The sequence below is a fragment of the Streptomyces sp. NPDC002845 genome (assembly GCF_053591955.1).
Genome location: NZ_JBSFUU010000006.1, coordinates 146,101 through 167,491 on the forward strand (window position 1 = coordinate 146,101; position 21,391 = coordinate 167,491).

The window sequence follows — 21,391 nt, forward strand, 5'->3', positions numbered from 1 at the left end:
TCACGCCGAGGGGCTGGTCGGTGGTGTGGCGCAGGCGGGTGGTCGTACCGAGGGGCCCGGTGGCGGAGTGGCGCAGGTGGGCGGTCACGCCGAGGGGCTGGTCGGTGGTGTGGCGCAGGCGGGTGGTCGTACCGAGGGGCCCGGTGGCGGAGTGGCGCAGGTGGGCGGTCACGCCGAGGGGGCGGTCGGTGGTGTGGCGCAGGCGGGCGGTCGTGTCGAGGGGCCCGGCGGTGGGGTGGCTCAGGCGGGTGGCCAGGGCGCGGCGCCCGGCGGTGGCGTAGTCCCGCAGGGTGGTCGGACTGGGGAAACGTACGCGGCGGGCGCGGCCGACGGTGAGGCGGCGGGCGGTGGATTCGCCGACGGGCGGGACTCTTCCGGTGATTCCTGGGTCGGCGGGCCCGCCGAGGGGCAGGGGATCTCCGGCGTACCTCAGGGGTCGGGCGTCGACGGGTCGGTGCCTGCGGCAGGCGCGGTGCCGTACGGCGGTTCGGGTGTTGAGCGGGATTCTTCCGGTGGGGCTCGCGTTGGGGTGCCTGCCGATGGGCAGGGTGTCCCCGGTGAGCCCCGGCAGGCGGGTGTCGATGGGTTGGTGTTCCCGGCGGGGACGGCGGCGTCGTACGGCGGTTCGGGTGTTGCGCGGGAGCCTTTCGGCGAGGCTCGCGTGGGTTTGTACGCCGATGGGCAAGGCACCCCCGGTGCGCCCCGGCAGCACGGCACCGATGGGGCCGATGGGGCGCCGTTCGCGGGTGGCGGGCTTGCGGACGAGGCTGCTGCTGGGCGGGGTGCTCATGGAGTGCTGGGGCGAGCGCGGGCCGATGGGTCCCCCTTCGCCGCCGACCTCGTCCGAGCCCCAGCCGAACTCATGCCCGCCGTACGCCGGTTGCTGCGCGGGATTGTCGTGGTCGGCACCCTGGAGGACGCGGAGGACCTCGTCTACGCGCGGCCCGACCTCACCGCGGTCACCGCCGAAGGCGACCTGCTCGGGGCGCACTTCGCGCACGGCGGGTCGGCCGGGGCACCGAGCCTGCTCGAAGTGCAGGCGTCCGTCGACGAGGCGGCCTCCGAGCTGGAAGAACTCGCCGTGCGGTGCGAGGAGCTGACCGGGGCGCAGGAGCGGGCTGTCGAGCTGCGCAGGGAACGGGCGGCGCTTGTTGAGGAGCTGGGGGAACGGCGGCGCGCGGCCGAGCGGGAGAAGTCGGCGGTCGCGCAGCAGCTCGGGCGACTCGCCGGGCAGGCCAGGGGTGCCGCGGGCGAGGCCGAGCGCAGCACCGCCGCCGCCGCGCGGGCGCAGGAGGCGCTCGACAAGGCCGTGGAGGAAGTCGAGGAGCTCGCTGAACGGCTCGCTGTCGCCGAGGAACTGCCCGTGGAGGAGGAGCCCGACACCTCCGTACGGGACCGGCTCGCCGCCGATGGGGCCAACGCGCGGCAGACCGAGATGGAGGCCCGGCTCCAGGTGCGCACGCACGAGGAGCGGGTCAAGGGGCTTGCCGGGCGGGCCGATTCGCTGGACCGGGCTGCGCGCGCCGAACGAGAGGCGCGGGCGCGGGCCGAGCAGCGCAGGGCGCGGTTGCGGCACGAGGCCGCAGTCGCCGAGGCCGTCGGGAACGGCGCCCGGCAGCTGCTCGCCCACGTCGAGGTCTCCCTCGTACGCGCCGACGAGGAGCGCACCGCCGCCGAGGCCGCCAAGGCGCGCCGGGAGCAGGAACTCACCCAGGCCCGCAACGAAGGGCGTGACCTCAAGACCGAGCTCGACAAGCTGACCGACTCGGTCCACCGCGGCGAGGTGCTCGGCGCAGAGAAGCGGCTGCGGATCGAGCAACTGGAGACCAAGGCGCTGGAAGAGCTGGGCGTGGAACCGGCGGGGCTCATCGCGGACTACGGCCCCGACCAGCTCGTACCGCCGTCACCGCCCGCCGAGGGCGAGGAACTGCCCGAGGACCCGGAGCATCCGCGCAATCAGCCCAAGCCGTTCGTCCGTGCCGAGCAGGAGAAGCGGCTCAGGTCGGCCGAGCGGGCGTACCAACAGCTGGGCAAGGTCAATCCGCTCGCGCTGGAGGAGTTCGCGGCGTTGGAGGAACGGCACAAGTTCCTCAGCGAGCAGCTCGAAGACCTGAAGAAGACCCGCGCCGATCTCCTCCAGGTGGTGAAGGAGGTCGACGAACGCGTCGAGCAGGTCTTCACGGAGGCGTACCGGGACACGGCCCGGGAGTTCGAGGGGGTCTTCAGCCGACTGTTCCCGGGCGGGGAAGGGCGGCTCGTACTGACCGATCCCGACAGCATGCTCACCACCGGTGTCGATGTCGAGGCACGGCCCCCGGGCAAGAAGGTCAAGCGGCTGAGCCTGCTCTCGGGCGGTGAGCGCTCACTCACCGCCGTCGCGATGCTCGTGTCGATCTTCAAGGCCCGGCCCAGCCCGTTCTACGTCATGGACGAGGTCGAGGCCGCGCTCGACGACACCAACCTGCAACGGCTGATCCGGATCATGCAGGAACTCCAGGAGGCCTCGCAGCTCATCGTCATCACCCACCAGAAGCGGACGATGGAGGTCGCCGACGCGCTGTACGGCGTCTCCATGCAGGGCGACGGGGTGTCGAAGGTCATCAGCCAGAGGCTCCGCTGACGGCGAGCGCTTCGCGGCTTCTCTTCATACCGCGAGCTTCCCGTCGCTCGGGATAAGCCAGCGGCGGTTTCAGTCCGTGAGCCGGGGCAGCACCCGTTCCGCGAACAGACGCAGGCTCCGCCACCCCTCCTCGACCGGCATCCCGCCCGACAGCGGATGCAGTACGTAGTTGTCGAGCCCCTGCATCACGCACTCGTCCGGCGTGAGGATCCGGTACACGCCCTCCGCACGCAACTCGTCCACCGACGCGGCCGCCGACTTCACGGCCGACCGTACGTCCCCCGACTGCCAGGAGGCGTACGTCCGGGCCTCGTGCAGGAAGTGCTCGCCGTACTCGGCCCAGGCCCGGTCCGGATCCTCGGCGATGTGCAGCAGCGGGGTCTCGGCGGCGGGCATCATGGTCCAGCCCTCGGTGCCGTACTCGACGAGCCGCTCCTTGTAGTACGCCTCCAGCTCCGGCAGATGCGCGCTGGGAAAGAAGGGGAGCCCGAGGCGCGCCGCCCGGCGGGCCGCGGCTTTCGACGAACCGCCGACCAGGAGGAGGGGGTGCGGCTCGGTGAACGGGCGCGGGGTGACGCGGACCGTGCGCCCCCGGTACGTGAACGGCTCGCCGGTCCATGCCTCGATCACCGTCTCCAGCAGCTCGTCCTGCAACCGGCCGCGCCGCTTCCAGTCCACGTCGAAGAGGGCGTACTCCTCCGGCCGGTACCCGATCCCGACGACCGTGACCAGCCGCCCGCCGCTCAGCAGATCGAGTACGGCGATGTCCTCGGCCAGCCGCAACGGGTCGTGCAACGGGCCGATCACCGCCGAGACGGTCACCGCGATCCGCCCGCCCGTCGCCCGACCACCACCCCTCAACGAGGCGCTGCGCGCCGCCGAATCTCCTTGTGTCGCCCCGAACACCGCGCCCGCGAAGGCGAACGGCGAGGGCAGCCAGTTGTTGGCGACCCCGTGGTGCTCCTCGGTCTGCACGGTGGTGATCCCGCGGTCGTCGGCGTACGCGGCCATCTCGACGGCGGCCCGGTAGCGGGCGCTGAGCGAGGCGGGGGTGGCGTCGGGCTCGACGAGGTTGAAACGGACGACCGTGACGGGCATGAGGACCCCCTTCGGGCGGGTGTGGAGGGGGACGTTAGCTGACGGCTCGTCAGACATCCAGAGGCGCGGCGAGGCCGTGTCACGGTCCACCTCATGGGCCGTGACACGGCCTGGGGACGCTGCTCCACGTACCCGACGAGTCCAGCCGCATACTGGACGCGTTTTGAACCCTCCCCCTCGTAAGAGGGATTCCTGGCTCACGCCGCTCGGCCGCTCAGCGAGTGATCGAGTCTTACGCGATCGACACCAGCTGGGTTGGGACCAGCCCGGTGGGGTCTGTAGCCCCACGTGTACAACGAACGCCCGAGAGGGAGGTCACGCCATACTGGACCCGTTATGGAACTCATCCTTGCTCTAGTCATCGCCGTGGTCGTGCTCGGTGTGCTCGGCGGGCTTGTCGTCGGCAGCCGCAGGAAGAAGCCGCTGCCCCCGGCACCGCCCACGACGCCCGACATCACCGCCCCTCCGGCCGAGCCGCACATCGGCGACGAGGCCGAGACGCCGCGCGAAGAACCGCGCAGAACGATCGAGGAGGTGGACCTTCCCGACGCCACGGCGACCGCGCCGGCGGCTGTCGAGGAACTCCCCCCCATCGAGATCGAGGTCCCCGAGCCGACCGCCGGCCGTCTCGTGCGGCTGCGCGCCCGGCTCTCCCGCTCGCAGAACGCGCTCGGCAAGGGGCTGCTCACGCTGCTCTCGCGCGAGCACCTCGACGACGACACCTGGGAGGAGATCGAGGACACCCTCCTCACCGCCGACGTCGGCGTGCGGCCCACCCAGGAACTGGTCGAGCGGCTGCGCGAGCGTGTGAAGGTGCTCGGCACCCGTACGCCCGACGAGCTGCGCGGACTGCTGCGCGAAGAACTGCTCAACCTGGTCGGCACCGACCTGGACCGCACCGTGAAGACGGAGCCCGAGTCCAGCAAGCCGGGAATCGTGATGGTCGTCGGTGTCAACGGCACCGGCAAGACGACCACCACGGGCAAGCTCGCGCGTGTCCTCGTGGCCGACGGCCGCAGTGTCGTCCTGGGCGCGGCCGACACCTTCCGCGCCGCCGCCGCCGACCAGCTGCAGACCTGGGGCGAGCGGGTCGGTGCCTACACCGTGCGCGGTCCCGAGGCCGGCGACCCCGCCTCCGTGGCCTTCGACGCGGTCAAGGAAGGCAAGGAGATGGGCGCCGACGTCGTTCTCATCGACACCGCCGGGCGCCTGCACACCAAGACCGGCCTCATGGACGAGCTCGGCAAGGTCAAGCGGGTCGTGGAGAAGCAGGCGCCGCTCGACGAGGTCCTGCTCGTCCTGGACGCCACCACCGGGCAGAACGGGCTCGTCCAGGCCCGGGTCTTCGCCGAGGTCGTCGACATCACCGGCATCGCCCTGACCAAGCTGGACGGCACGGCCAAGGGCGGCATCGTGATCGCCGTACAGCGCGAGCTGGGTGTGCCGGTCAAGTTGGTCGGGCTGGGCGAGGGCGCCGACGACCTGGCCCCCTTCGAGCCGGAGGCGTTCGTGGATGCCCTTATCGGCGACTGAGCGCGCGTACGAGAGGTACGCCAGTGGAGTATGCGAGAAGGGTCCCGCCCCAGGTGCAGAGATGCTGTTGGTACCAACAGCATCGGTGCAGAGGGAGCGGGGCCCTTTCGTATCGACCGTCTTCTTCGTATCGACAGTCTTCGTTTCGTCGACGGTCTTCGTATCGGCGGATCTACGCCCGCGACCGGTGCGCCACGTAAGCCAGCGTGCCCAGCAGCAGGCGGGCCTGCGGGGGCCTGGTCGCCGAGTCCAGGGCGGGGGAGCGGAGCCAGCGGGCCGGGCCGAGGCCGGCGCGGTCGGAGGGTGGGGCCGTGATGTGGTCGCCCGGGCCCAGGGCGTGCAGGTCGAGGTACGGGTCGTCCCAGCCCAGGCGGTAGAGCAGCTCGGGGAGCTCGGCCGCCGCGCCCGGGGCGACGAAGAAGTGGGCGCGGCCCTCGGGGGTGGCGATGACGGGGCCCAGGGGGAGGCCCATGCGTTCGAGGCGGACCAGGGCGCGGCGCCCGGCGGCCTCGGCGACCTCGATCACATCGAAGGCCCGTCCCACCGGGAGCATGATGGAGGCGCCCGGGAACTGCGCCCACGCCTCGGTCACCTCGTCCAGCGTCGCGCCGGCGCGCACGGTGGCCGCGAAGTCGAGTGGATGCGCGCCGGGCGCGGAACAGTCGGCCTTGCCGCATGAACACGCGCCTGCGGCCGCCCGTGCGCCGGGCACCACGTCCCAGCCCCACAGCCCGGTGAACTCGGCCACGGTCGTGCACTCCGACGGACGGCCGCGCCGACGCGCGCCGGATCGCATGTCCCGAATGCCGCCGATCGTGAAGCCCATGCCCCCTCCAACGGGTCCCGCGCGCCGGTGGTTACGAGGCGGAAGCGGATAGTGACTCTGTGTTCCCGTCATCTGCCCGTTCATCCATGAGTACCGCCGGGCTGTGGCGGCGCTCAGGAGTACTCCGGGTCGTGCACTCGGCGACGCGCGCCCCTGTGTGCATCACTCCGCCCGTTCCCGGCCGTCATGTGTCAAGTGAATCGCGTACGGGCGACCGGGAGTTCATTCGAAGGGGTGGCGAATGGTGGCGTTTCCGGAATCGCCATGGCTGGAGCGGTGATCGTGGGATTACCGTGAGTGCACGAGTCCTGGGGACGCATGCACTTGTGGGTATGCCGGAGGCAAGTCGGCTTCCCGTTCGACGGCTGAGAACTGCCGGACGAGCAGCGGTGAGTACCGGCATTCTGGTAGGGCTTGGCGCACACAGCGCACAAGTGGGTTTCAGGGATGGGGGCGTTCCAGTGGGCGGCAACGGCGGAGGCGGGACGAACGCTGACAAGCGCCCCAATGGGCTGCTGAGCTCGTGGTTCGCACGCAGCGGCTGGTCGAAGGGCGAGCTCGCACGCCAAGTGAACCGCCGGGCCCGCCAGCTGGGCGCCAACCACATCTCCACGGACACCTCGCGCGTCCGCCGCTGGCTCGACGGCGAGAACCCGCGCGAGCCGATCCCGAGGATTCTCTCCGAGCTGTTCTCCGAGCGGTTCGGCTGCGTCGTCGCCGTCGAGGACCTGGGACTGCGTGCCGCCCACCAGTCACCGTCCGCCGCCGGCGTCGACCTGCCCTGGACGGGCCCGCAGACCGTGGCGCTGATCAGCGAGTTCTCGCGCAGCGACCTGATGCTGGCGCGGCGCGGCTTCCTCGGGACCTCGCTGGCCCTCTCCGCGGGCCCGTCCCTCATCGAGCCCATGCAGCGCTGGCTCGTGCCCTCGCCCACCCCGCCGCGCGAGGACCCCGAGCCCGCACCCGCCGCCCGCCGCCCCGGACGGCTCTCCACGCCCGAGCTGGAACTCCTCGAATCCACCACCGTGATGTTCCGGCGGTGGGACGCCGAGTGCGGCGGAGGTCTGCGCCGCAAGGCGGTCGTCGGCCAGCTCCACGAGGTGACCGACCTCCTCCAGGAGCCCCAGCCCGAGGCCACCACCAGGCGCCTGTTCAAGGTCGCCGCCGAACTCGCCGAGCTGGCCGGATGGATGAGCTACGACATCGGGCTCCAGCCGACCGCGCAGAAGTACTTCGTCCTCGCCCTGCACGCCGCCAAGGAAGCGGGCGACAAGCCGCTCGGCTCGTACGTCCTCTCCAGCATGAGCCGCCAGATGATCCACCTCGGCCGCCCCGAGGACGCGCTGGAGCTCATCCACCTCGCCCAGTACGGCAGCCGTGACTGCGCCAGTCCGCGCACACAGTCCATGCTGTATGCGATGGAGGCCCGGGCCTACGCCAATATGGGCCAGCCCGGGAAGTGCAAGAGGGCCGTCCGGATGGCCGAGGACATCTTCACCGAGGCCGAGGAATGGGACGCCCCGGACCCCGACTGGATCCGTTTCTTCAACGAGGCCGAGCTGCACGGCGAGAACTCCCACTCCTACCGCGACCTCGCCTATGTAGCGGGCCGCAGCCCCACCTACGCCTCCATGGCCGAACCCGTGATGCGGCGCGCCGTCGAGCTGTTCTCGCACGACACCGAGCACCAGCGGTCGTACGCACTCAACCTCATCGGCATGGCCACCGTGCACCTGCTGCAGCGCGAGCCCGAGCAGAGCGCGGTGCTGGCCAAACGGGCCATGGAGACTGCCAGGAAAGTGCGCTCCGAGCGCGTCAACACTCGTATCCGAAAGACCGTGGACACGGCCGTACGCGATTTCGGTGACCTCGCCGAGGTCGTGGACCTCACCGACCACCTCGCCGTGCACCTGCCCGAGACCGCCGAAGTGGTCTGAACCGCCCCCACACGGGGCCACCGGACCCCGGCCGCGGCCGGCCGACCCGACTGCCCGACTCGGCTCCCCCATGCCAGGTCATCGGTCGGCCGACCGCGTCCGGATCGCTTCCGTCGACGAAGGTTGCGCCACGATAACGATCGCGGCGCCCGACATCCGGCGGTTCATCGACCCGTAACACGCACAGGCCCTTCGTCATCTCCCCGCAACATATCGGCGCGTCCCGTGAAACGGGGCTGCGCCAATCTCCTTGGCACAGTCGGCCCTCCCCACAGCATCAGCATCCGCACGGGCCGTTCCGACGACGAGGAGATACCGGCATTGAACGGCACAGATACCGGATTCGTATTGATCAGTGCAGCGCTCGTCATGTTGATGACGCCCGGCCTGGCGCTCTTCTACGGCGGCATGGTGCGGTCCAAGAGCGTGCTGAACATGCTGATGATGTCTTTCATCTCGCTGGGCATCGTCAGCATCCTGTGGGTGTTGTACGGACACTCGCTCGCCTTCAGCGGCGGCGCCGAGGGCTTCATCGGAAACCTCGACATGATCGGGCTGAAGGGCGTCGACGTCGACACGACGATGGAGAGCTTCACCGGTAACGAGATCTCCGTCTTCGCCTTCTCTCTCTTCCAGATGCTGTTTGCCGTCATCACCGCGGCGCTCATGAGCGGCGCGCTCGCCGACCGCGTCAAGTTCGGCTCCTGGATGATCTTCATCGGCGTCTGGGTCACCGTGGTGTACTTCCCGGTCGCCCACTGGGTCTGGGGAGACGGCTGGCTCGCCAACCTCTCGCCGGGCGTCATCGACTTCGCCGGCGGTACCGCGGTCCACATCAACGCCGGTGTCGGCGCCCTCGCCGCGGTCCTGGTCGTGGGCAAGCGGGTCGGCTTCAAGAAGGACCCGATGCGGCCGCACAACATGCCGCTGGTCATGCTCGGCACCGCCCTGCTGTGGTTCGGCTGGTTCGGCTTCAACGCCGGTTCCGAGCTCGGCGTCGACGGCACCACCGCCCTGATGGCCATCAACACCCAGATCGCCACCGCCGCCGCCATCCTCGGCTGGCTGATCTACGAGCGCATCCGCCACGGCGCGTTCACCACGCTCGGCGCCTGCTCCGGTGCCATCGCCGGTCTCGTCGCGATCACCCCGGCCGGCGGCAACGTCAACGCCTTCGGCGCCATGCTCATCGGTGTCGTAGCGGGCGCGGTCTGCTCCTGGGCCGTCAGCCTCAAGTACAAGCTGGGCTACGACGACTCCCTCGACGTCGTCGGCGTCCACCTCGTCGGCGGTGTCATCGGCACCCTGATGGTCGGCTTCCTGGCCACCGGCGGGACCGGCGGCGGGGACCAGTTCCTGTCGCAGGCCATCGGTGCCTTCTCGGTCATGGGCTACACCTTCGTCGTGACCTACATCCTGGCCTTCCTCATCCAGAAGACGATCGGCTTCCGCGCCTCCGAGGAGGACGAGGTCGCCGGTATCGACCAGGCCTCCCACGCCGAGACTGCATACGACTTCAGCTCCGCGGCCTCCTCGCACATGGCCGCAGCCGCCCCCGCGCAGAGCAGCGCCGCTGCCAAGAGCAAGAAGGTTGAGGCATGAAGCTCATCACCGCAGTCGTCAAGCCCCACCGGCTCGACGAGATCAAGGAAGCCCTCCAGGCCTTCGGGGTCCACGGTCTGACGGTCACCGAGGCCAGCGGCTACGGTCGACAGAGGGGACACACCGAGGTCTACCGCGGTGCCGAGTACACGGTCGACCTGGTCCCCAAGATCCGTATTGAGGTGCTGGCCGAGGACGACGACGCCGAAGGGCTGATCGACGTCATCGTCAAGGCCGCCCGCACCGGCAAGATCGGTGACGGCAAGGTCTGGTCCATCCCGGTCGAGACGGCCGTACGGGTCCGGACCGGCGAGCGCGGCCCCGACGCGCTCTGACAGAGAGAAGAACAGGAGTCGCTGGGTGACGAGTACGGGCGTACGTACGGAAGCAGAGGACTCGGGACCCAGCGGCTACGCGGCGGCCCGGCTGCGCCTCCTCCAGGAGGGGGCGCGGTCCGGGCCGCCACGCCGTGCGGCTCTCGCCGAACTCACGGACGACTGGCTGTCGGGACTCTTCGACGCCGGAGCCGAGGGGCTGAGGGGAGTCTCCCTCGTCGCCGTCGGCGGCTACGGCCGCGGTGAACTCTCCCCACGCAGCGACGTCGACCTGCTCCTCCTGCACGACGACAGTGACACCGACGCGGTCGCCGCCCTCGCCGACCGCATCTGGTACCCGGTGTGGGACCTCGGCCTCGCCCTGGACCACTCCGTCCGCACCCCCGCCGAGGCCCGCAAGGTCGCGGGCGAGGACCTCAAGGTCCAGCTCGGCCTGCTCGACGCCCGGCACCTCGCCGGCGACCTGGGCCTCACCGCCGGGCTGCGCACGGCCGTCCTGGCCGACTGGCGCAACCAGGCGCCCAAACGCCTCCCCGAACTCCAGGAGCTGTGCGCCGAACGGGCCGAACGGCAGGGCGAGCTGCAGTACCTGCTGGAGCCCGACCTCAAGGAGGCCCGCGGCGGCCTGCGGGACGCCACCGCCCTGCGCGCGGTCGCCGCGTCCTGGCTCGCCGACGCCCCGCGTGAGGGACTCGACGACGCCCGGCGTAGCCTCCTCGACGTACGGGACGCACTGCACCTCACCACCGGCCGCGCCACCGACCGGCTCGCCCTCCAGGAACAGGACCAGGTCGCCGCCGAACTCGGCCTGCTGGATGCCGACACGCTGCTGCGCCAGGTGTACGAGGCCGCCCGCGTCGTGTCGTACGCCAGCGACGTCACCTGGCGCGAAGTGGGGCGCGTACTGCGGTCCCGCGCCGTGCGGCCGCGGCTGCGCGCCATGCTGGGGGGAGGGAAGCCGACCGCCGAGCGCTCCCCGCTCGCCGAGGGTGTGGTGGAGCAGGACGGCGAGGTGGTGCTCGCACGGGCCGCACGCCCCGACCGCGACGCCGTACTGCCCTTGCGCGCCGCAGCCGCGGCGGCCCAGGCCGGGCTCCCGCTGTCGCTGCACGCGGTACGCCGCATGGCGGCCGCCGCCCGCCCGCTGCCGACCCCCTGGCCCGCCGAGGCCCGCGAACAGCTGGTCACCCTCCTCGGCTCCGGCCGCCCCACCGTCGACGTCTGGGAGGCGCTGGAGGCCGAGGGCCTGATCACCCAGCTGCTGCCCGACTGGGAGCGCGTCCGCTGCCGCCCCCAGCGCAACGCCGTGCACATCTGGACCGTCGACCGCCACCTGATCGAGACGGCGGTAGGGGCCTCCGAGTTCACCCGCCGCGTCCACCGCCCCGACCTCCTCCTGGTCGCCGCGCTGCTGCACGACATCGGCAAGGGCTGGCCCGGCGACCACTCCGTCGCGGGCGAGATCATCGCCAAGGACGTCGCCGCGCGCATCGGCTTCGACCGCGAGGACGTCGCCGTACTCGCCACCCTCGTACGTCATCACCTGCTGCTGGTGGACACGGCCACCCGCCGTGACCTGGAGGACCCGGCCACCGTCCGTTCGGTCGCCGAGGCCGTCGGCTCGCAGGGCACCCTGGAGCTGCTGCACGCCCTCACCGAGGCGGACGCGCTGGCCACCGGGCCCGCAGCCTGGTCGTCCTGGCGTGCCTCACTCGTTGCCGACCTGGTCAAACGGGTCGCCGCCGTGCTCGCCGGGGACGCCCCCGAAGAGCCGGAGGACGCCGCTCCCACCGCCGAGCAGGAACGTCTTTCCATCGAGGCCTTCCGCACAGGCGGCCCGGTCCTGGCCCTGCGCGCCCAGACGGAACCCCCGGGCGAGGAACCCTCCGGCGAACCCGAGCCCCTCGGCGTCGAACTGCTCATCGCGGTGCCGGACCAGCCGGGTGTGCTGCCCGCGGTGGCCGGGGTCCTGGCCATGCACCGCCTGACCGTACGCACGGCGGAACTGCGGGCACTGGACCTGCCCGACGGCGTCCAGGGCTCGGTGCTGCTGCTGAACTGGCGCGTGGCAGCGGAGTACGGCTCCCTGCCCCAGGCCGCTCGCCTGCGCGCCGACCTCGTACGGGCCCTGGACGGCTCCCTGGACATCGCCGGGCGCCTGGCCGAGCGGGACGCGGCCTATCCACGGCGCCGGGGTGTCGTCGCGCCACCGGCACGGGTGACGGTCGCCCCGGCGGCTTCGCGGCACGCCACGGTGATCGAGGTACGGGCTCAGGACGCACCGGGGCTGCTGTTCCGGATCGGGAGGGCGCTGGAGGACGCGGATGTGCGGGTGCGGAGCATGCACGTCAGCACCTTGGGTGCCAACGCGGTGGACGCCTTCTACGTAACCACTGACAAGGGCGCCCCGCTGCCGGGCGAGGAAGCGGCGTCGGTGACGCGGAAGCTGGAGGAGATGTTGCGGGGGTGACTTCGGGGAATCTCGGTCGTTACACAGGGTGTCCCTGCCGATGCGGGGGTTGTCCCGGCCGACTCTCCGAGGCGGACATGGGCGCTACGTTGTCCCCGCCGACGCGGGGGTCTCTCCCCGCCCGCTGAATGCAGCGGGCGGGGACGATTGTCTTGTGGGTCCGGATACCCTGGAGGGCAGACCATACTGCTCCCGACTCCGAGGACCGACGCCACTGTGTTCGATACCCTCTCCGACCGCCTCAGCGCGACTTTCAAAAACCTCCGCGGCAAAGGCCGGTTGAGCGAGGCGGACATCGACGCCACGGCCCGCGAAATCCGCATCGCCCTCCTCGAAGCGGACGTGGCCCTGCCCGTCGTCCGGACGTTCATCAAGAACGTCAAGGAGCGCGCCCTCGGCGCCGAGGTCTCCAAGGCGCTGAATCCGGCCCAACAGATCATCAAGATCGTCAACGAAGAGCTCATTGCCATCCTCGGCGGCGAGACGCGACGACTCCGCTTCGCCAAGCAGCCCCCGACCGTGATCATGCTGGCCGGTCTCCAGGGTGCCGGTAAGACCACCCTCGCGGGCAAGCTGGGCCGGTGGCTGAAAGAGCAGGGGCACTCGCCGCTCCTGGTCGCAGCCGACCTCCAGCGCCCGAACGCCGTGAACCAGCTCAGCGTCGTCGCCGAGCGCGCCGGCGTGGCCGTCTTCGCGCCGGAGCCGGGCAACGGCGTCGGCGACCCGGTCAAGGTCGCCAAGGACTCCATCGAGCACGCGAAGTCGAAGGTCCACGACGTCGTGGTCGTGGACACCGCGGGCCGCCTGGGCATCGACCAGGAGATGATGCAGCAGGCCGCGGACATCCGCGACGCGGTCTCGCCCGACGAGATCCTCTTCGTCGTCGACGCCATGATCGGTCAGGACGCCGTCAACACGGCCGAGGCCTTCCGCGACGGTGTCGGCTTCGATGGTGTGGTGCTCTCCAAGCTCGACGGTGACGCCCGCGGTGGTGCGGCCCTGTCGATCCGCGAGATCACCGGCAAGCCGATCATGTTCGCGTCGAACGGCGAGAAGCTCGACGACTTCGACGCATTCCACCCTGACCGGATGGCCTCCCGCATCCTCGACATGGGTGACCTGCTCACCCTGATCGAGCAGGCGGAGAAGACGTTCAGCCAGGAAGAGGCCGAGAAGATGGCCTCCAAGCTGGCGTCGAAGAAGGGCCAGGACTTCACCCTGGACGACTTCCTGGCCCAGATGGAGCAGGTCAGGAAGATGGGCTCCATCTCGAAGCTGCTCGGGATGCTGCCGGGCATGGGGCAGATCAAGGACCAGATCAACAACCTCGACGAGCGGGACGTCGACCGCACGGCCGCGATCATCAAGTCGATGACCCCGGGTGAGCGCCAGGACCCGACGATCATCAACGGTTCGCGCCGCGCCCGTATCGCGCGCGGTTCCGGTGTCGAGGTCAGCGCGGTCAAGAATTTGGTCGAACGTTTCTTTGAGGCCCGCAAGATGATGTCCCGCATGGCCCAGGGCGGCGGGATGCCCGGGATGCCGGGTGTGCCGGGCATGGGTGGTGGCCCCGGCCGTTCGAAGAAGCAGCCCAAGAAGGCCAAGGGCAAGCAGCGTTCCGGCAACCCGATGAAGCGCAAGCAGCAGGAGCAGGAGGCCGCCGAGCGCCGCGCCGCCGCGGCCCAGGGCGGCAACGCCTTCGGCGTGCCCGGACAGCAGGGCGGTCAGGACTTCGAGCTGCCGGACGAGTTCAAGAAGTTCATGGGCTGACGCGACGGGGGGCGCCCTTCTCCAGAAGGGCGCCCCCCAATGCGACGACCGGGTCCCACGAGGGACCCGGTCGTCGCGTTTCGGCCTTGTGTGCGCTCACGCGCTCTTGGCGTCGAACTTCCAGATGTACGGCTCGCCGTCCTCCTCCGACCAGTGGACCTCGACGGTCTTGGCGTCGGCGGGGATCAGGTAGGTCTCGCAGAAGGTGTGGCTCTCGCCCTGCTTCCAGCTCTCGACGTCGTACGGGTCCTCGCAGCCCGGGTCGTCCTCGGACGCGCCGATGAGGATGGTGCCGCGCTGTCCGTCGGCCCAGATGGTGGTTTCGTCGTCCACGTCGGACGAGTCGGTGAGGGCGGGACCGCTCTTGTGCGTGTAGGTGACGTGCGCGACGGCCAGTACCAGACCCTCGGCCTTCTTCGCGTCCGCCACCGCCTTCTGCGCCTCGGCCTCGGTGCTGACGTCGACCTTCTCCGCCAGGATCTCGTAGCTGACCGTGCCGGGATCCTCTTCGACCTTCCCCGTGGCGCTCTCGCCGGCCTCCATCTCGCCGCCGGAGGTGGGCTCCGGGGACGGCGAGGCCTTGGCCTGAGGGGTGGCCGTGCTCTTCGCGTCGGCGCTGTCGTCGTCTCCGCCACCGCAGGCGGTGAGCGTCAGGGCGAGGACGGCGACGGGCGCGGCGAGGCGCAGCGCGGTCTTGTGGTGCAGCAAAACAGCTCCTGTATGCAAATGTGAGTTTCCCCCGAGCGGTTCGACAGGCTAGGGGAAGGGCGTGCAGTTCAACGAAGCAGGAGGCATGCCGCTTCGCTTTCTTCACACCATTCACACGTGCGTTTCCAGGAACTTTCCAACCCTGTCAGGGGGTGCGCGCGATCAGGTACCGGAACACATTCGGCATCCAGACCGTCCCGTCCCGCCGCTGGTACGGATGCAGCGCCTCGGTGAGCTCCTTGTCGACCTGGTCCTGGTCCGTGGCGGTGATGGCCGCGTCGAACAGGCCGGTCGACAGCAGGCCCCGCACCGCGTTGTCCACATTGGGGTAGCCGAACGGACATGCGACCCGCCCCGACCCGTCCGGCCGGAGGCCGGCGCGCTGGGCCACCTCTTCGAGGTCGTCCCGGAGGGCGGGACGCCAGCTGCCCGGACTGTGCAGGGGATCGGCCAGCTTCGTGGCGACCCGGAGCACGGAGGAGGTCGCACAGCGTTCCGGCGGGCCCCATCCGGCGAGGACGACCGGGGTTCCGCGCGCCACCAGCGGTGCCACGGAGGTGAGCTGTTCGGCCAGGCCCTCGGAGTCGCCCGCCACGCAGCCGATCGGCTCGAAGGCGGTCACGAGGTTGTAGCCGGGCTCGTCGGGTGCGCGGGCCGCGTCCTCAAGGGCACCGTCGACGATCCGTGTGTCGGCACGCGCGCGTGTGCCCCACGTCTCCGGCTGCAAACGCTCCCGCGCGAGTGCCACCCGTTCGGGTGCCGATCCGTCGGCACCGGTGACCGCGGCTCCCCGGGAGGCCGCCATCAGCAGGGCGAGCCCGGAACCGCATCCGAGCCCTAGCAGTCGCGTACCGGAGCCCACTTCGAGCCGTTCGTAGACGGCTTCGTAGAGCGGCACCAGCATCCGCTCCTGGATCTCGACCCAGTCACGCGCGCGTGCAGACTGATCCACCCGTGGCGGAGGCGTCGTCTCCGCGTGAGCAAGGTGCCGTCGCACGAGCGTAGGAGTCATATCGAAAGCGCCCCAATCCGCCGAGAGTTGCCGCTGTGCCCGTTTCCCATGGCCCCCGTACAGTGCGCTCGCACTCCCCCGTATGTCCCCCCGTATGCCAGGAAACTCCGCACCTGTCGTCGCGTCCAGGGGTTGTGGCGCCCGGTTTGCGCACAGGCCGTGCGTCCGGCGAGATTTCACATTCCGGCAACCTGTGCCCGTACCATCGCGCCATGGCAAAGGCACCCGTTCTCACGCCCCAGGCGGACGATTTCCCGCGCTGGTACCAGGACTTGATCACCAAGGCCGAGTTGGCCGACAACGGCCCGGTGCGCGGGACCATGGTCATCCGACCGTACGGGTACGGGCTGTGGGAGCGGATGCAGGCCGAGATGGATGCCCGGATCAAGGAGACGGGCACGCAGAACGCGTACTTCCCGCTGTTGATCCCGCAGTCGTACTTCACCAAGGAGGCCGAGCACGTCGAGGGCTTCGCGCCCGAGCTCGCGGTGGTCACGCACGGCGGCGGCAAGGAGCTGGAGGAGTCCGCGGTTGTCCGTCCCACCTCCGAGATGATCATCAATGACTACTTCTCGAAGTGGGTGCAGAGCTACCGTGACCTGCCCCTGCTGATCAACCAGTGGGCGAATGTCGTCCGTTGGGAGCTGCGGCCGCGTCTCTTCCTCCGTACGACCGAGTTCCTGTGGCAGGAGGGGCACACCGCGCACGCCACTCATGAGGAGGCCCGCGACTTCGCCGCCCGCATCCATCGCGAGGTCTACGAGGACTTCATGGTCAACGTCCTCGCGATGGACGTCGTCCCCGGCCGCAAGACCGTCAAGGAGCGCTTCGCCGGGGCCATCAACACCCTCACGCTCGAAGGCATGATGGGTGACGGCAAGGCCCTCCAGATGGCCACCAGCCATGAGCTCGGCCAGAACTTCGCGAAGGCCTTCAACACCCAGTACCTGTCGAAGGAAGGCAAGCAGGAGTTCGTCTGGCAGACCTCCTGGGGCTCGACCACCCGCATGATCGGTGCCCTGGTGATGTCGCACGGCGACGACAACGGCCTCCGTGTCCCGCCCCGCCTGGCGCCCGTCCAGGTCGTCGTCCTCGCGATCAAGGGCGACGATGCGGTTCTGGCCAAGGTCCGCGAGCTCGGCGACCGGCTGAAGGCGGCGGGTGTGCGTGTCCAGGTGGACGACCGTACGGACACGCCGTTCGGGCGCCGTGCCGTCGACTGGGAGCTCAAGGGTGTCCCCGTACGGATCGAGGTCGGCCCCCGTGACCTGGAGAACGGCACCGCGATGCTGGCCCGCCGCATCCGGGGCGCCAAGGAGCCGGTGGCGGTCGACTCGCTCGTCGGCCTGGTGCCCGCTGTCCTCGAAGAGGACCAGGCGCTGCTGCTGACGCAGTCGCGTGAGCGCCGTGAGTCCCGTACGTCGGACGTGTCGACGATCGAGGAGGCCGTCGAGGCCGCCACGGCCGGCGGCTGGGCGCGTGTCCCGTGGGCCGTGCTCGGTGAAGAGGGCGAGGCCAGGCTCGCGGAGCACGCGGCGACCGTACGGTGTCTGGTCGCCGAGGACGGGTCGGTGCCGGACACCGACGACGCACCCGGTAACGTCGCCGTCGTGGCGCGCGCTTACTAGGACAACCCGTTCCGTCGGGAGAGCGACCGAAACGCCCCTTGCGCATCTGATGACCACAGGTGCCCCGGCGTGCGGACATCGTCTACGCGCCGGGGCGTATCTGTTGCTACGTACCGCCTTGGTATGAGCTGTGAGGCTTCTCCGCAGATCAGCGCACCCGCCCTCGTCGGACCGCATCAGTGGCAACTGACGGGTAAGTGCAAATTATTTGAGATGGCCCGGAATCGGAACACAGCGGCACTCAGGCTCGTTGTCATTACGTGAGCACGACACAGACACCACCTGTTCTCGCCGCGGAGCTGGCAGAGGCGTGGGCCGACATTCAGCGGTACCACCCCGAGCTGCCTGACCTCGCCGCGCCAGAGTCCCTGATCGGGGAGTCGTCGTCCGCGTGTGGGCACGAGCTCTCCTTCGAGCGACTGCTCCATGAGGCAGTCCACGGCATCGCCGCCGCACGCGGAGTCCGCGACACCTCGCGCGCCGGCCGGTACCACAACCGCAGATTCCTCGCGATCGCCGAGGAGTTGGGCCTGGACCACCCGGAGGAGCCGCATCCCAGCAGCGGTTTCTCCCTGGTCACGCTCAACCCCGAGGCGAAGCGCCGCTATCGCCCGACCATCGAGCGCCTCCAGCGCGCCCTGAAGGCACACACGGCAGCCACGTCCGCCGACACCGCCCGCTCCTTCCGCGGTCCGGCCGCCCGTCACGGCTCCTCCGGAGGAGGCGTCCGCGTGAAGGCGGTGTGCGACTGCGGCCGCAACGTGCGGGTGGTTCCGTCGGTCCTGGCCCAGGCACCGATCGTGTGCGGCGGTTGCGGCAAGCCGTTCCGCATCCCGGAGGTCGTGGGCGCGGCAGGCTGACCGGCTCGTGTGATCAGACCCGGCATCTCGTGGGTGCCGGACGAACACGCGGCGCCGGCCGCCGGGGTGCCGCCGCGACGGCACCCGCCGTACGCACCCGGCATGGTCGTCTCCACGCCGGGTGCCGCTCAGGCGTGGGCGGACGCACCCTCGGCCGGAAGTAACCCGCAGGGTGTGGCAGAATGGCCAGCTGTACTCGACAGCCGCACAGGACCCCTCTCTCCTCCGGCTGACGCGTCCATCGGGCACTCGGGTACCGCAACCCCACGCGGCCGTCTCGCCGTGCCCAACCACGTCAAAACCAGGAGAACCCACTCCCGTGGCAGTCAAGATCAAGCTGAAGCGTCTGGGCAAGATCCGTTCGCCTCACTACCGCATCGTCGTCGCCGACTCCCGTACCCGCCGTGACGGCCGGGCCATCGAGGAGATCGGTCTGTACCACCCGGTACAGAACCCGTCGCGCATGGAGGTCGACTCCGAGCGCGTCGCGTACTGGCTCTCCGTCGGCGCCCAGCCGACCGAGCCGGTGCTCGCCATCCTGAAGAAGACCGGCGACTGGCAGAAGTACAAGGGCGAGCCCGCCCCGGCGCCGCTGCTGGAGCCGGCCGTCAAGTCCACGCGTCCGTCGTTCGAGGCTCTCGGCGGCGACGACGAGGGCAAGGGTGAGGCCATCACCCAGAAGAAGAAGGCTGAGAAGAAGGACGAGGCCGCCGCTGAGTCCTCGTCTGAGTCGACTGAGGCCTGAGCATGCTCGAGGAGGCTCTCGAGCACCTCGTGAAGGGCATCGTCGACAACCCTGACGATGTGCAGGTCGCCTCGCGCAACCTGCGCCGCGGGCGCGTGCTCGAGGTCCGGGTCAACCCCGACGACCTCGGCAAGGTGATCGGTCGCAACGGCCGCACCGCGCGTGCCCTGCGCACCGTCGTGGGCGCCATCGGCGGCCGCGGTGTCCGCGTCGACCTCGTTGACGTGGATCACGTCTGAGGCCGTGCGGCCGAGTCGCCGCCGCTCTCGCGGAGGCGGTCGCCGGCCGTCCGGGTTCCTCAATCAATGGCTGATGTATCGGGGCCGGAGGTGGTGCAAGCCGCCTCCGGCCCCGGGCACTTTCCCAAGCAGGAGCAAGACACGTGCAGCTGGTAGTCGCACGGATCGGCCGCGCCCACGGCATCAAGGGCGAGGTCACCGTCGAGGTACGTACCGACGAGCCGGAACTGCGGCTCGCCCCCGGCGCCGTCCTGGCCACCGACCCGGCCGCCACCGGCCCGCTGACCATCGAGACCGGCCGGGTGCACAGCGGCCGCCTCCTGCTGCGCTTCGAGGGGGTACGCGACCGGAACGCCGCAGAGGCCCTGCGCAACACCCTCCTGATCGCCGAGGTGGACCCGGAGGAGCTGCCCGAGGGCGAGGACGAGTACTACGACCACCAGCTGATCGACCTGGACGTCGTCACCGCGGACGGCGCGGAGGTCGGCCGTATCACCGAGATCTCGCATCTGCCCTCGCAGGACCTCTTCATCGTGGAGCGGCCCGACGGCAGCGAGGTCCTGATCCCGTTCGTCGAGGAGATCGTCACCGAGATCGACCTGGAGGAGCAGCGGGCCGTCATCGACCCGCCGCCCGGTCTGATCGACGATCGTGCTGAGATCGCGTCGTCGAGGGACGACGAGGCATGAGACTCGACGTCGTCACGATCTTCCCCGAGTACCTCGAACCCCTGAACGTCTCCCTCGTCGGCAAGGCACGCGCGCGTGGACAGCTGAATGTGCACGTGCATGATCTGCGTGCCTGGACGTACGACCGCCACAGCACGGTCGACGACACGCCGTACGGCGGCGGCCCCGGCATGGTCATGAAGACCGACCCCTGGGGCGACGCCCTGGACGACGTCCTCGCGGACGGCTATGAGACGGGCTCCCACGGGCCCGCCCTCATCGTCCCCACCCCCAGCGGCCGCCCCTTCACCCAGGCCCTGGCCGTCGAGCTCTCCGAGCGCCCCTGGCTGGTCTTCACCCCCGCCCGCTACGAGGGCATCGACCGCCGTGTCATCGACGAGTACGCGAACCGGATGCCCGTCTACGAGGTGTCCATCGGCGACTACGTGCTCGCGGGCGGCGAGGCGGCCGTTCTCGTCATCACGGAGGCCGTCGCCCGGCTGCTGCCCGGTGTCCTGGGCAACGTCGAGTCGCACCGGGACGACTCCTTCGCCCCCGGGGCCATGGCCAACCTCCTGGAGGGGCCGGTGTACACCAAGCCCCCCGAGTGGCGTGGACGCGGAGTCCCGGACGTTCTGCTCAGCGGCCACCACGGGAAGATCGCCCGGTGGCGCCGCGACGAGGCCCTTCGCCGTACGGCCGCGAACCGTCCCGACCTCATCGAGCGCTGCGACCCGTCCGTCTTCGACAAGAAGGACCGCGAGATGCTCTCCATCCTGGGGTGGGCGCCGGACCCCGAGGGGAAGGCCCACGGCCGATTTTGGCGCAGGCCAGAGGGCATGGAAGAATAGACCGCTGCTGTACGTCGTCCGGCGTGCGCCCCTGCCACAGGGGGACACGACGCCCGCCTCGACGCGGCAGCACCTCTCATACAAAACCCAGCTCCCGTTGATGACCTGTGGCATCAGCGAAGAAAGCAGACGAAATGTCTCACCTGCTCGACTCCCTCGACTCGGCGTCGCTGCGCAGCGACATCCCGGCCTTCCGCCCGGGTGACACCGTCAACGTCCACGTCCGCGTCATCGAGGGCAACCGCTCCCGTGTGCAGCAGTTCAAGGGCGTGGTGATCCGCCGCCAGGGCGCCGGTGTCCGCGAGACCTTCACGGTCCGCAAGGTCTCGTTCTCCGTCGGCGTCGAGCGCACCTTCCCGGTGCACACCCCGATCGTCGAGAAGATCGAGCTCGTCACCAAGGGCGACGTCCGCCGCGCCAAGCTGTACTACCTGCGCGAGCTGCGCGGCAAGGCGGCGAAGATCAAGGAGAAGCGCGAGAACTGAGCGC

At 70.1% G+C, this 21,391-nt stretch carries 18 protein-coding genes and 1 pseudogene; 14 read left to right on the top strand and 5 right to left on the bottom strand.

Translation table 11 applies throughout. The features are described from left to right. Positions 1 to 790: hypothetical protein (locus ACWD3C_RS06350; protein ID WP_451140787.1), on the bottom strand; the 790-nt coding region annotated here is incomplete at its 3' end. Between ACWD3C_RS06350 and ACWD3C_RS06355 the strand changes: the two are divergent. Then, positions 713 to 2,620, top strand: a pseudogene (locus ACWD3C_RS06355) (chromosome segregation protein SMC); the annotation flags it as partial. The gene ACWD3C_RS06350 and the pseudogene ACWD3C_RS06355 sit on opposite strands and share 78 nt — an antisense overlap. 69 nt (positions 2,621 to 2,689) lie before the next feature. Here the strand turns inward: ACWD3C_RS06355 and ACWD3C_RS06360 are convergent. Continuing rightward, positions 2,690 to 3,718, bottom strand: coding sequence for an LLM class flavin-dependent oxidoreductase (locus ACWD3C_RS06360; protein WP_451140661.1), 1,029 nt, complete (start codon positions 3,716 to 3,718; stop codon positions 2,690 to 2,692). Between the two features lie 336 nt (positions 3,719 to 4,054). Here ACWD3C_RS06360 and ftsY point away from each other — a divergent pair, with 336 nt between their 5' ends. Beyond that, the gene (gene ftsY / locus ACWD3C_RS06365; RefSeq protein WP_451140663.1) at positions 4,055 to 5,251 is read left to right on the top strand and encodes a signal recognition particle-docking protein FtsY; all 1,197 of its coding nucleotides are present in this window, start codon (positions 4,055 to 4,057) and stop codon (positions 5,249 to 5,251) included. Between the two features lie 172 nt (positions 5,252 to 5,423). Here ftsY and ACWD3C_RS06370 read toward each other — a convergent pair whose 3' ends face one another. Next, the gene (locus tag ACWD3C_RS06370) at positions 5,424 to 6,077 is read right to left on the bottom strand and encodes a bifunctional DNA primase/polymerase (protein WP_451140665.1); all 654 of its coding nucleotides are present in this window, start codon (positions 6,075 to 6,077) and stop codon (positions 5,424 to 5,426) included. 461 nt (positions 6,078 to 6,538) lie between these two features. Between ACWD3C_RS06370 and nsdA the strand changes: the two genes are divergently transcribed. From nsdA to ffh, 5 genes are all read left to right on the top strand, one after another. After that, positions 6,539 to 8,014 carry a transcriptional repressor NsdA gene (gene nsdA, locus ACWD3C_RS06375; RefSeq protein ID WP_451140667.1) on the top strand — a complete coding sequence of 492 codons (1,476 nt, stop codon included), beginning with the start codon at positions 6,539 to 6,541 and terminating at the stop codon, positions 8,012 to 8,014. Between the two features lie 321 nt (positions 8,015 to 8,335). After that, complete coding sequence (locus ACWD3C_RS06380) at positions 8,336 to 9,616, top strand: ammonium transporter (RefSeq protein WP_451140669.1); 1,281 nt, start codon at positions 8,336 to 8,338, stop codon at positions 9,614 to 9,616. Further along, positions 9,613 to 9,951, top strand: coding sequence for a P-II family nitrogen regulator (locus ACWD3C_RS06385; RefSeq protein WP_164411711.1), 339 nt, complete (start codon positions 9,613 to 9,615; stop codon positions 9,949 to 9,951). Before ACWD3C_RS06380 ends, ACWD3C_RS06385 begins: the two co-directional genes overlap by 4 nt. Before the next feature lie 25 nt (positions 9,952 to 9,976). After that, on the top strand, positions 9,977 to 12,421 hold the full coding sequence (locus ACWD3C_RS06390; protein ID WP_451140671.1) for a [protein-PII] uridylyltransferase: 2,445 nt from the start codon (positions 9,977 to 9,979) through the stop codon (positions 12,419 to 12,421). A gap of 216 nt (positions 12,422 to 12,637) precedes the next feature. Beyond that, positions 12,638 to 14,191: a signal recognition particle protein gene (gene ffh, locus ACWD3C_RS06395; protein ID WP_451140673.1), complete on the top strand. Its 1,554-nt coding sequence runs from the start codon at positions 12,638 to 12,640 to the stop codon at positions 14,189 to 14,191. A gap of 96 nt (positions 14,192 to 14,287) precedes the next feature. On the opposite strand, the gene ACWD3C_RS06400 is transcribed toward ffh, so the two are convergent. Together ACWD3C_RS06400 and ACWD3C_RS06405 are read right to left on the bottom strand one after the other, a co-directional pair. Beyond that, positions 14,288 to 14,899: a hypothetical protein gene (locus tag ACWD3C_RS06400; protein ID WP_451140675.1), complete on the bottom strand. Its 612-nt coding sequence runs from the start codon at positions 14,897 to 14,899 to the stop codon at positions 14,288 to 14,290. A 145-nt stretch (positions 14,900 to 15,044) separates the two neighbouring features. Then, positions 15,045 to 15,911, bottom strand: a complete 867-nt coding sequence (locus tag ACWD3C_RS06405; RefSeq protein WP_451140677.1) for an SAM-dependent methyltransferase — start codon at positions 15,909 to 15,911, stop codon at positions 15,045 to 15,047. Between the two features lie 212 nt (positions 15,912 to 16,123). Between ACWD3C_RS06405 and proS the strand changes: the two genes are divergently transcribed. The 7 genes from proS (at position 16,124) to rplS (ending at position 21,387) form a co-directional block, all read left to right on the top strand. Beyond that, positions 16,124 to 17,539, top strand: a complete 1,416-nt coding sequence (gene proS / locus ACWD3C_RS06410; protein WP_451140679.1) for a proline--tRNA ligase — start codon at positions 16,124 to 16,126, stop codon at positions 17,537 to 17,539. Between the two features lie 260 nt (positions 17,540 to 17,799). After that, the gene (locus tag ACWD3C_RS06415) at positions 17,800 to 18,399 is read left to right on the top strand and encodes a hypothetical protein (protein ID WP_451140681.1); all 600 of its coding nucleotides are present in this window, start codon (positions 17,800 to 17,802) and stop codon (positions 18,397 to 18,399) included. A 319-nt stretch (positions 18,400 to 18,718) separates the two neighbouring features. After that, the gene (rpsP, locus tag ACWD3C_RS06420) at positions 18,719 to 19,144 is read left to right on the top strand and encodes a 30S ribosomal protein S16 (protein ID WP_451140683.1); all 426 of its coding nucleotides are present in this window, start codon (positions 18,719 to 18,721) and stop codon (positions 19,142 to 19,144) included. Positions 19,145 to 19,146: 2 nt separating this feature from the next. Beyond that, positions 19,147 to 19,383: an RNA-binding protein gene (locus tag ACWD3C_RS06425; protein WP_451140685.1), complete on the top strand. Its 237-nt coding sequence runs from the start codon at positions 19,147 to 19,149 to the stop codon at positions 19,381 to 19,383. A 143-nt stretch (positions 19,384 to 19,526) separates the two neighbouring features. After that, positions 19,527 to 20,072, top strand: a complete 546-nt coding sequence (gene rimM, locus ACWD3C_RS06430; protein ID WP_451140687.1) for a ribosome maturation factor RimM — start codon at positions 19,527 to 19,529, stop codon at positions 20,070 to 20,072. Further along, complete coding sequence (gene trmD / locus ACWD3C_RS06435; RefSeq protein WP_451140689.1) at positions 20,069 to 20,902, top strand: tRNA (guanosine(37)-N1)-methyltransferase TrmD; 834 nt, start codon at positions 20,069 to 20,071, stop codon at positions 20,900 to 20,902. The genes rimM and trmD overlap by 4 nt, the downstream gene beginning before the upstream one ends. A 134-nt stretch (positions 20,903 to 21,036) precedes the next feature. Further along, positions 21,037 to 21,387: a 50S ribosomal protein L19 gene (gene rplS, locus ACWD3C_RS06440; protein WP_451140691.1), complete on the top strand. Its 351-nt coding sequence runs from the start codon at positions 21,037 to 21,039 to the stop codon at positions 21,385 to 21,387. The last annotated feature ends 4 nt before the right edge of the window (positions 21,388 to 21,391 follow it).

Excerpts from the sequence above, each read along its gene's own strand:
- ACWD3C_RS06360 (WP_451140661.1), bottom strand. The coding sequence starts at position 3,718 with ATGCCCGTCACGGTCGTCCGTTTCAACCTCGTCGAGCCCGACGCCACC.
- ftsY (WP_451140663.1), top strand. The coding sequence starts at position 4,055 with ATGGAACTCATCCTTGCTCTAGTCATCGCCGTGGTCGTGCTCGGTGTG.
- ACWD3C_RS06370 (WP_451140665.1), bottom strand. The coding sequence starts at position 6,077 with ATGGGCTTCACGATCGGCGGCATTCGGGACATGCGATCCGGCGCGCGT.
- ACWD3C_RS06385 (WP_164411711.1), top strand. The coding sequence starts at position 9,613 with ATGAAGCTCATCACCGCAGTCGTCAAGCCCCACCGGCTCGACGAGATC.
- ACWD3C_RS06405 (WP_451140677.1), bottom strand. The coding sequence starts at position 15,911 with ATGACTCCTACGCTCGTGCGACGGCACCTTGCTCACGCGGAGACGACG.
- proS (WP_451140679.1), top strand. The coding sequence starts at position 16,124 with ATGGCAAAGGCACCCGTTCTCACGCCCCAGGCGGACGATTTCCCGCGC.
- ACWD3C_RS06425 (WP_451140685.1), top strand. The coding sequence starts at position 19,147 with ATGCTCGAGGAGGCTCTCGAGCACCTCGTGAAGGGCATCGTCGACAAC.
- trmD (WP_451140689.1), top strand. The coding sequence starts at position 20,069 with ATGAGACTCGACGTCGTCACGATCTTCCCCGAGTACCTCGAACCCCTG.
- rplS (WP_451140691.1), top strand. The coding sequence starts at position 21,037 with ATGTCTCACCTGCTCGACTCCCTCGACTCGGCGTCGCTGCGCAGCGAC.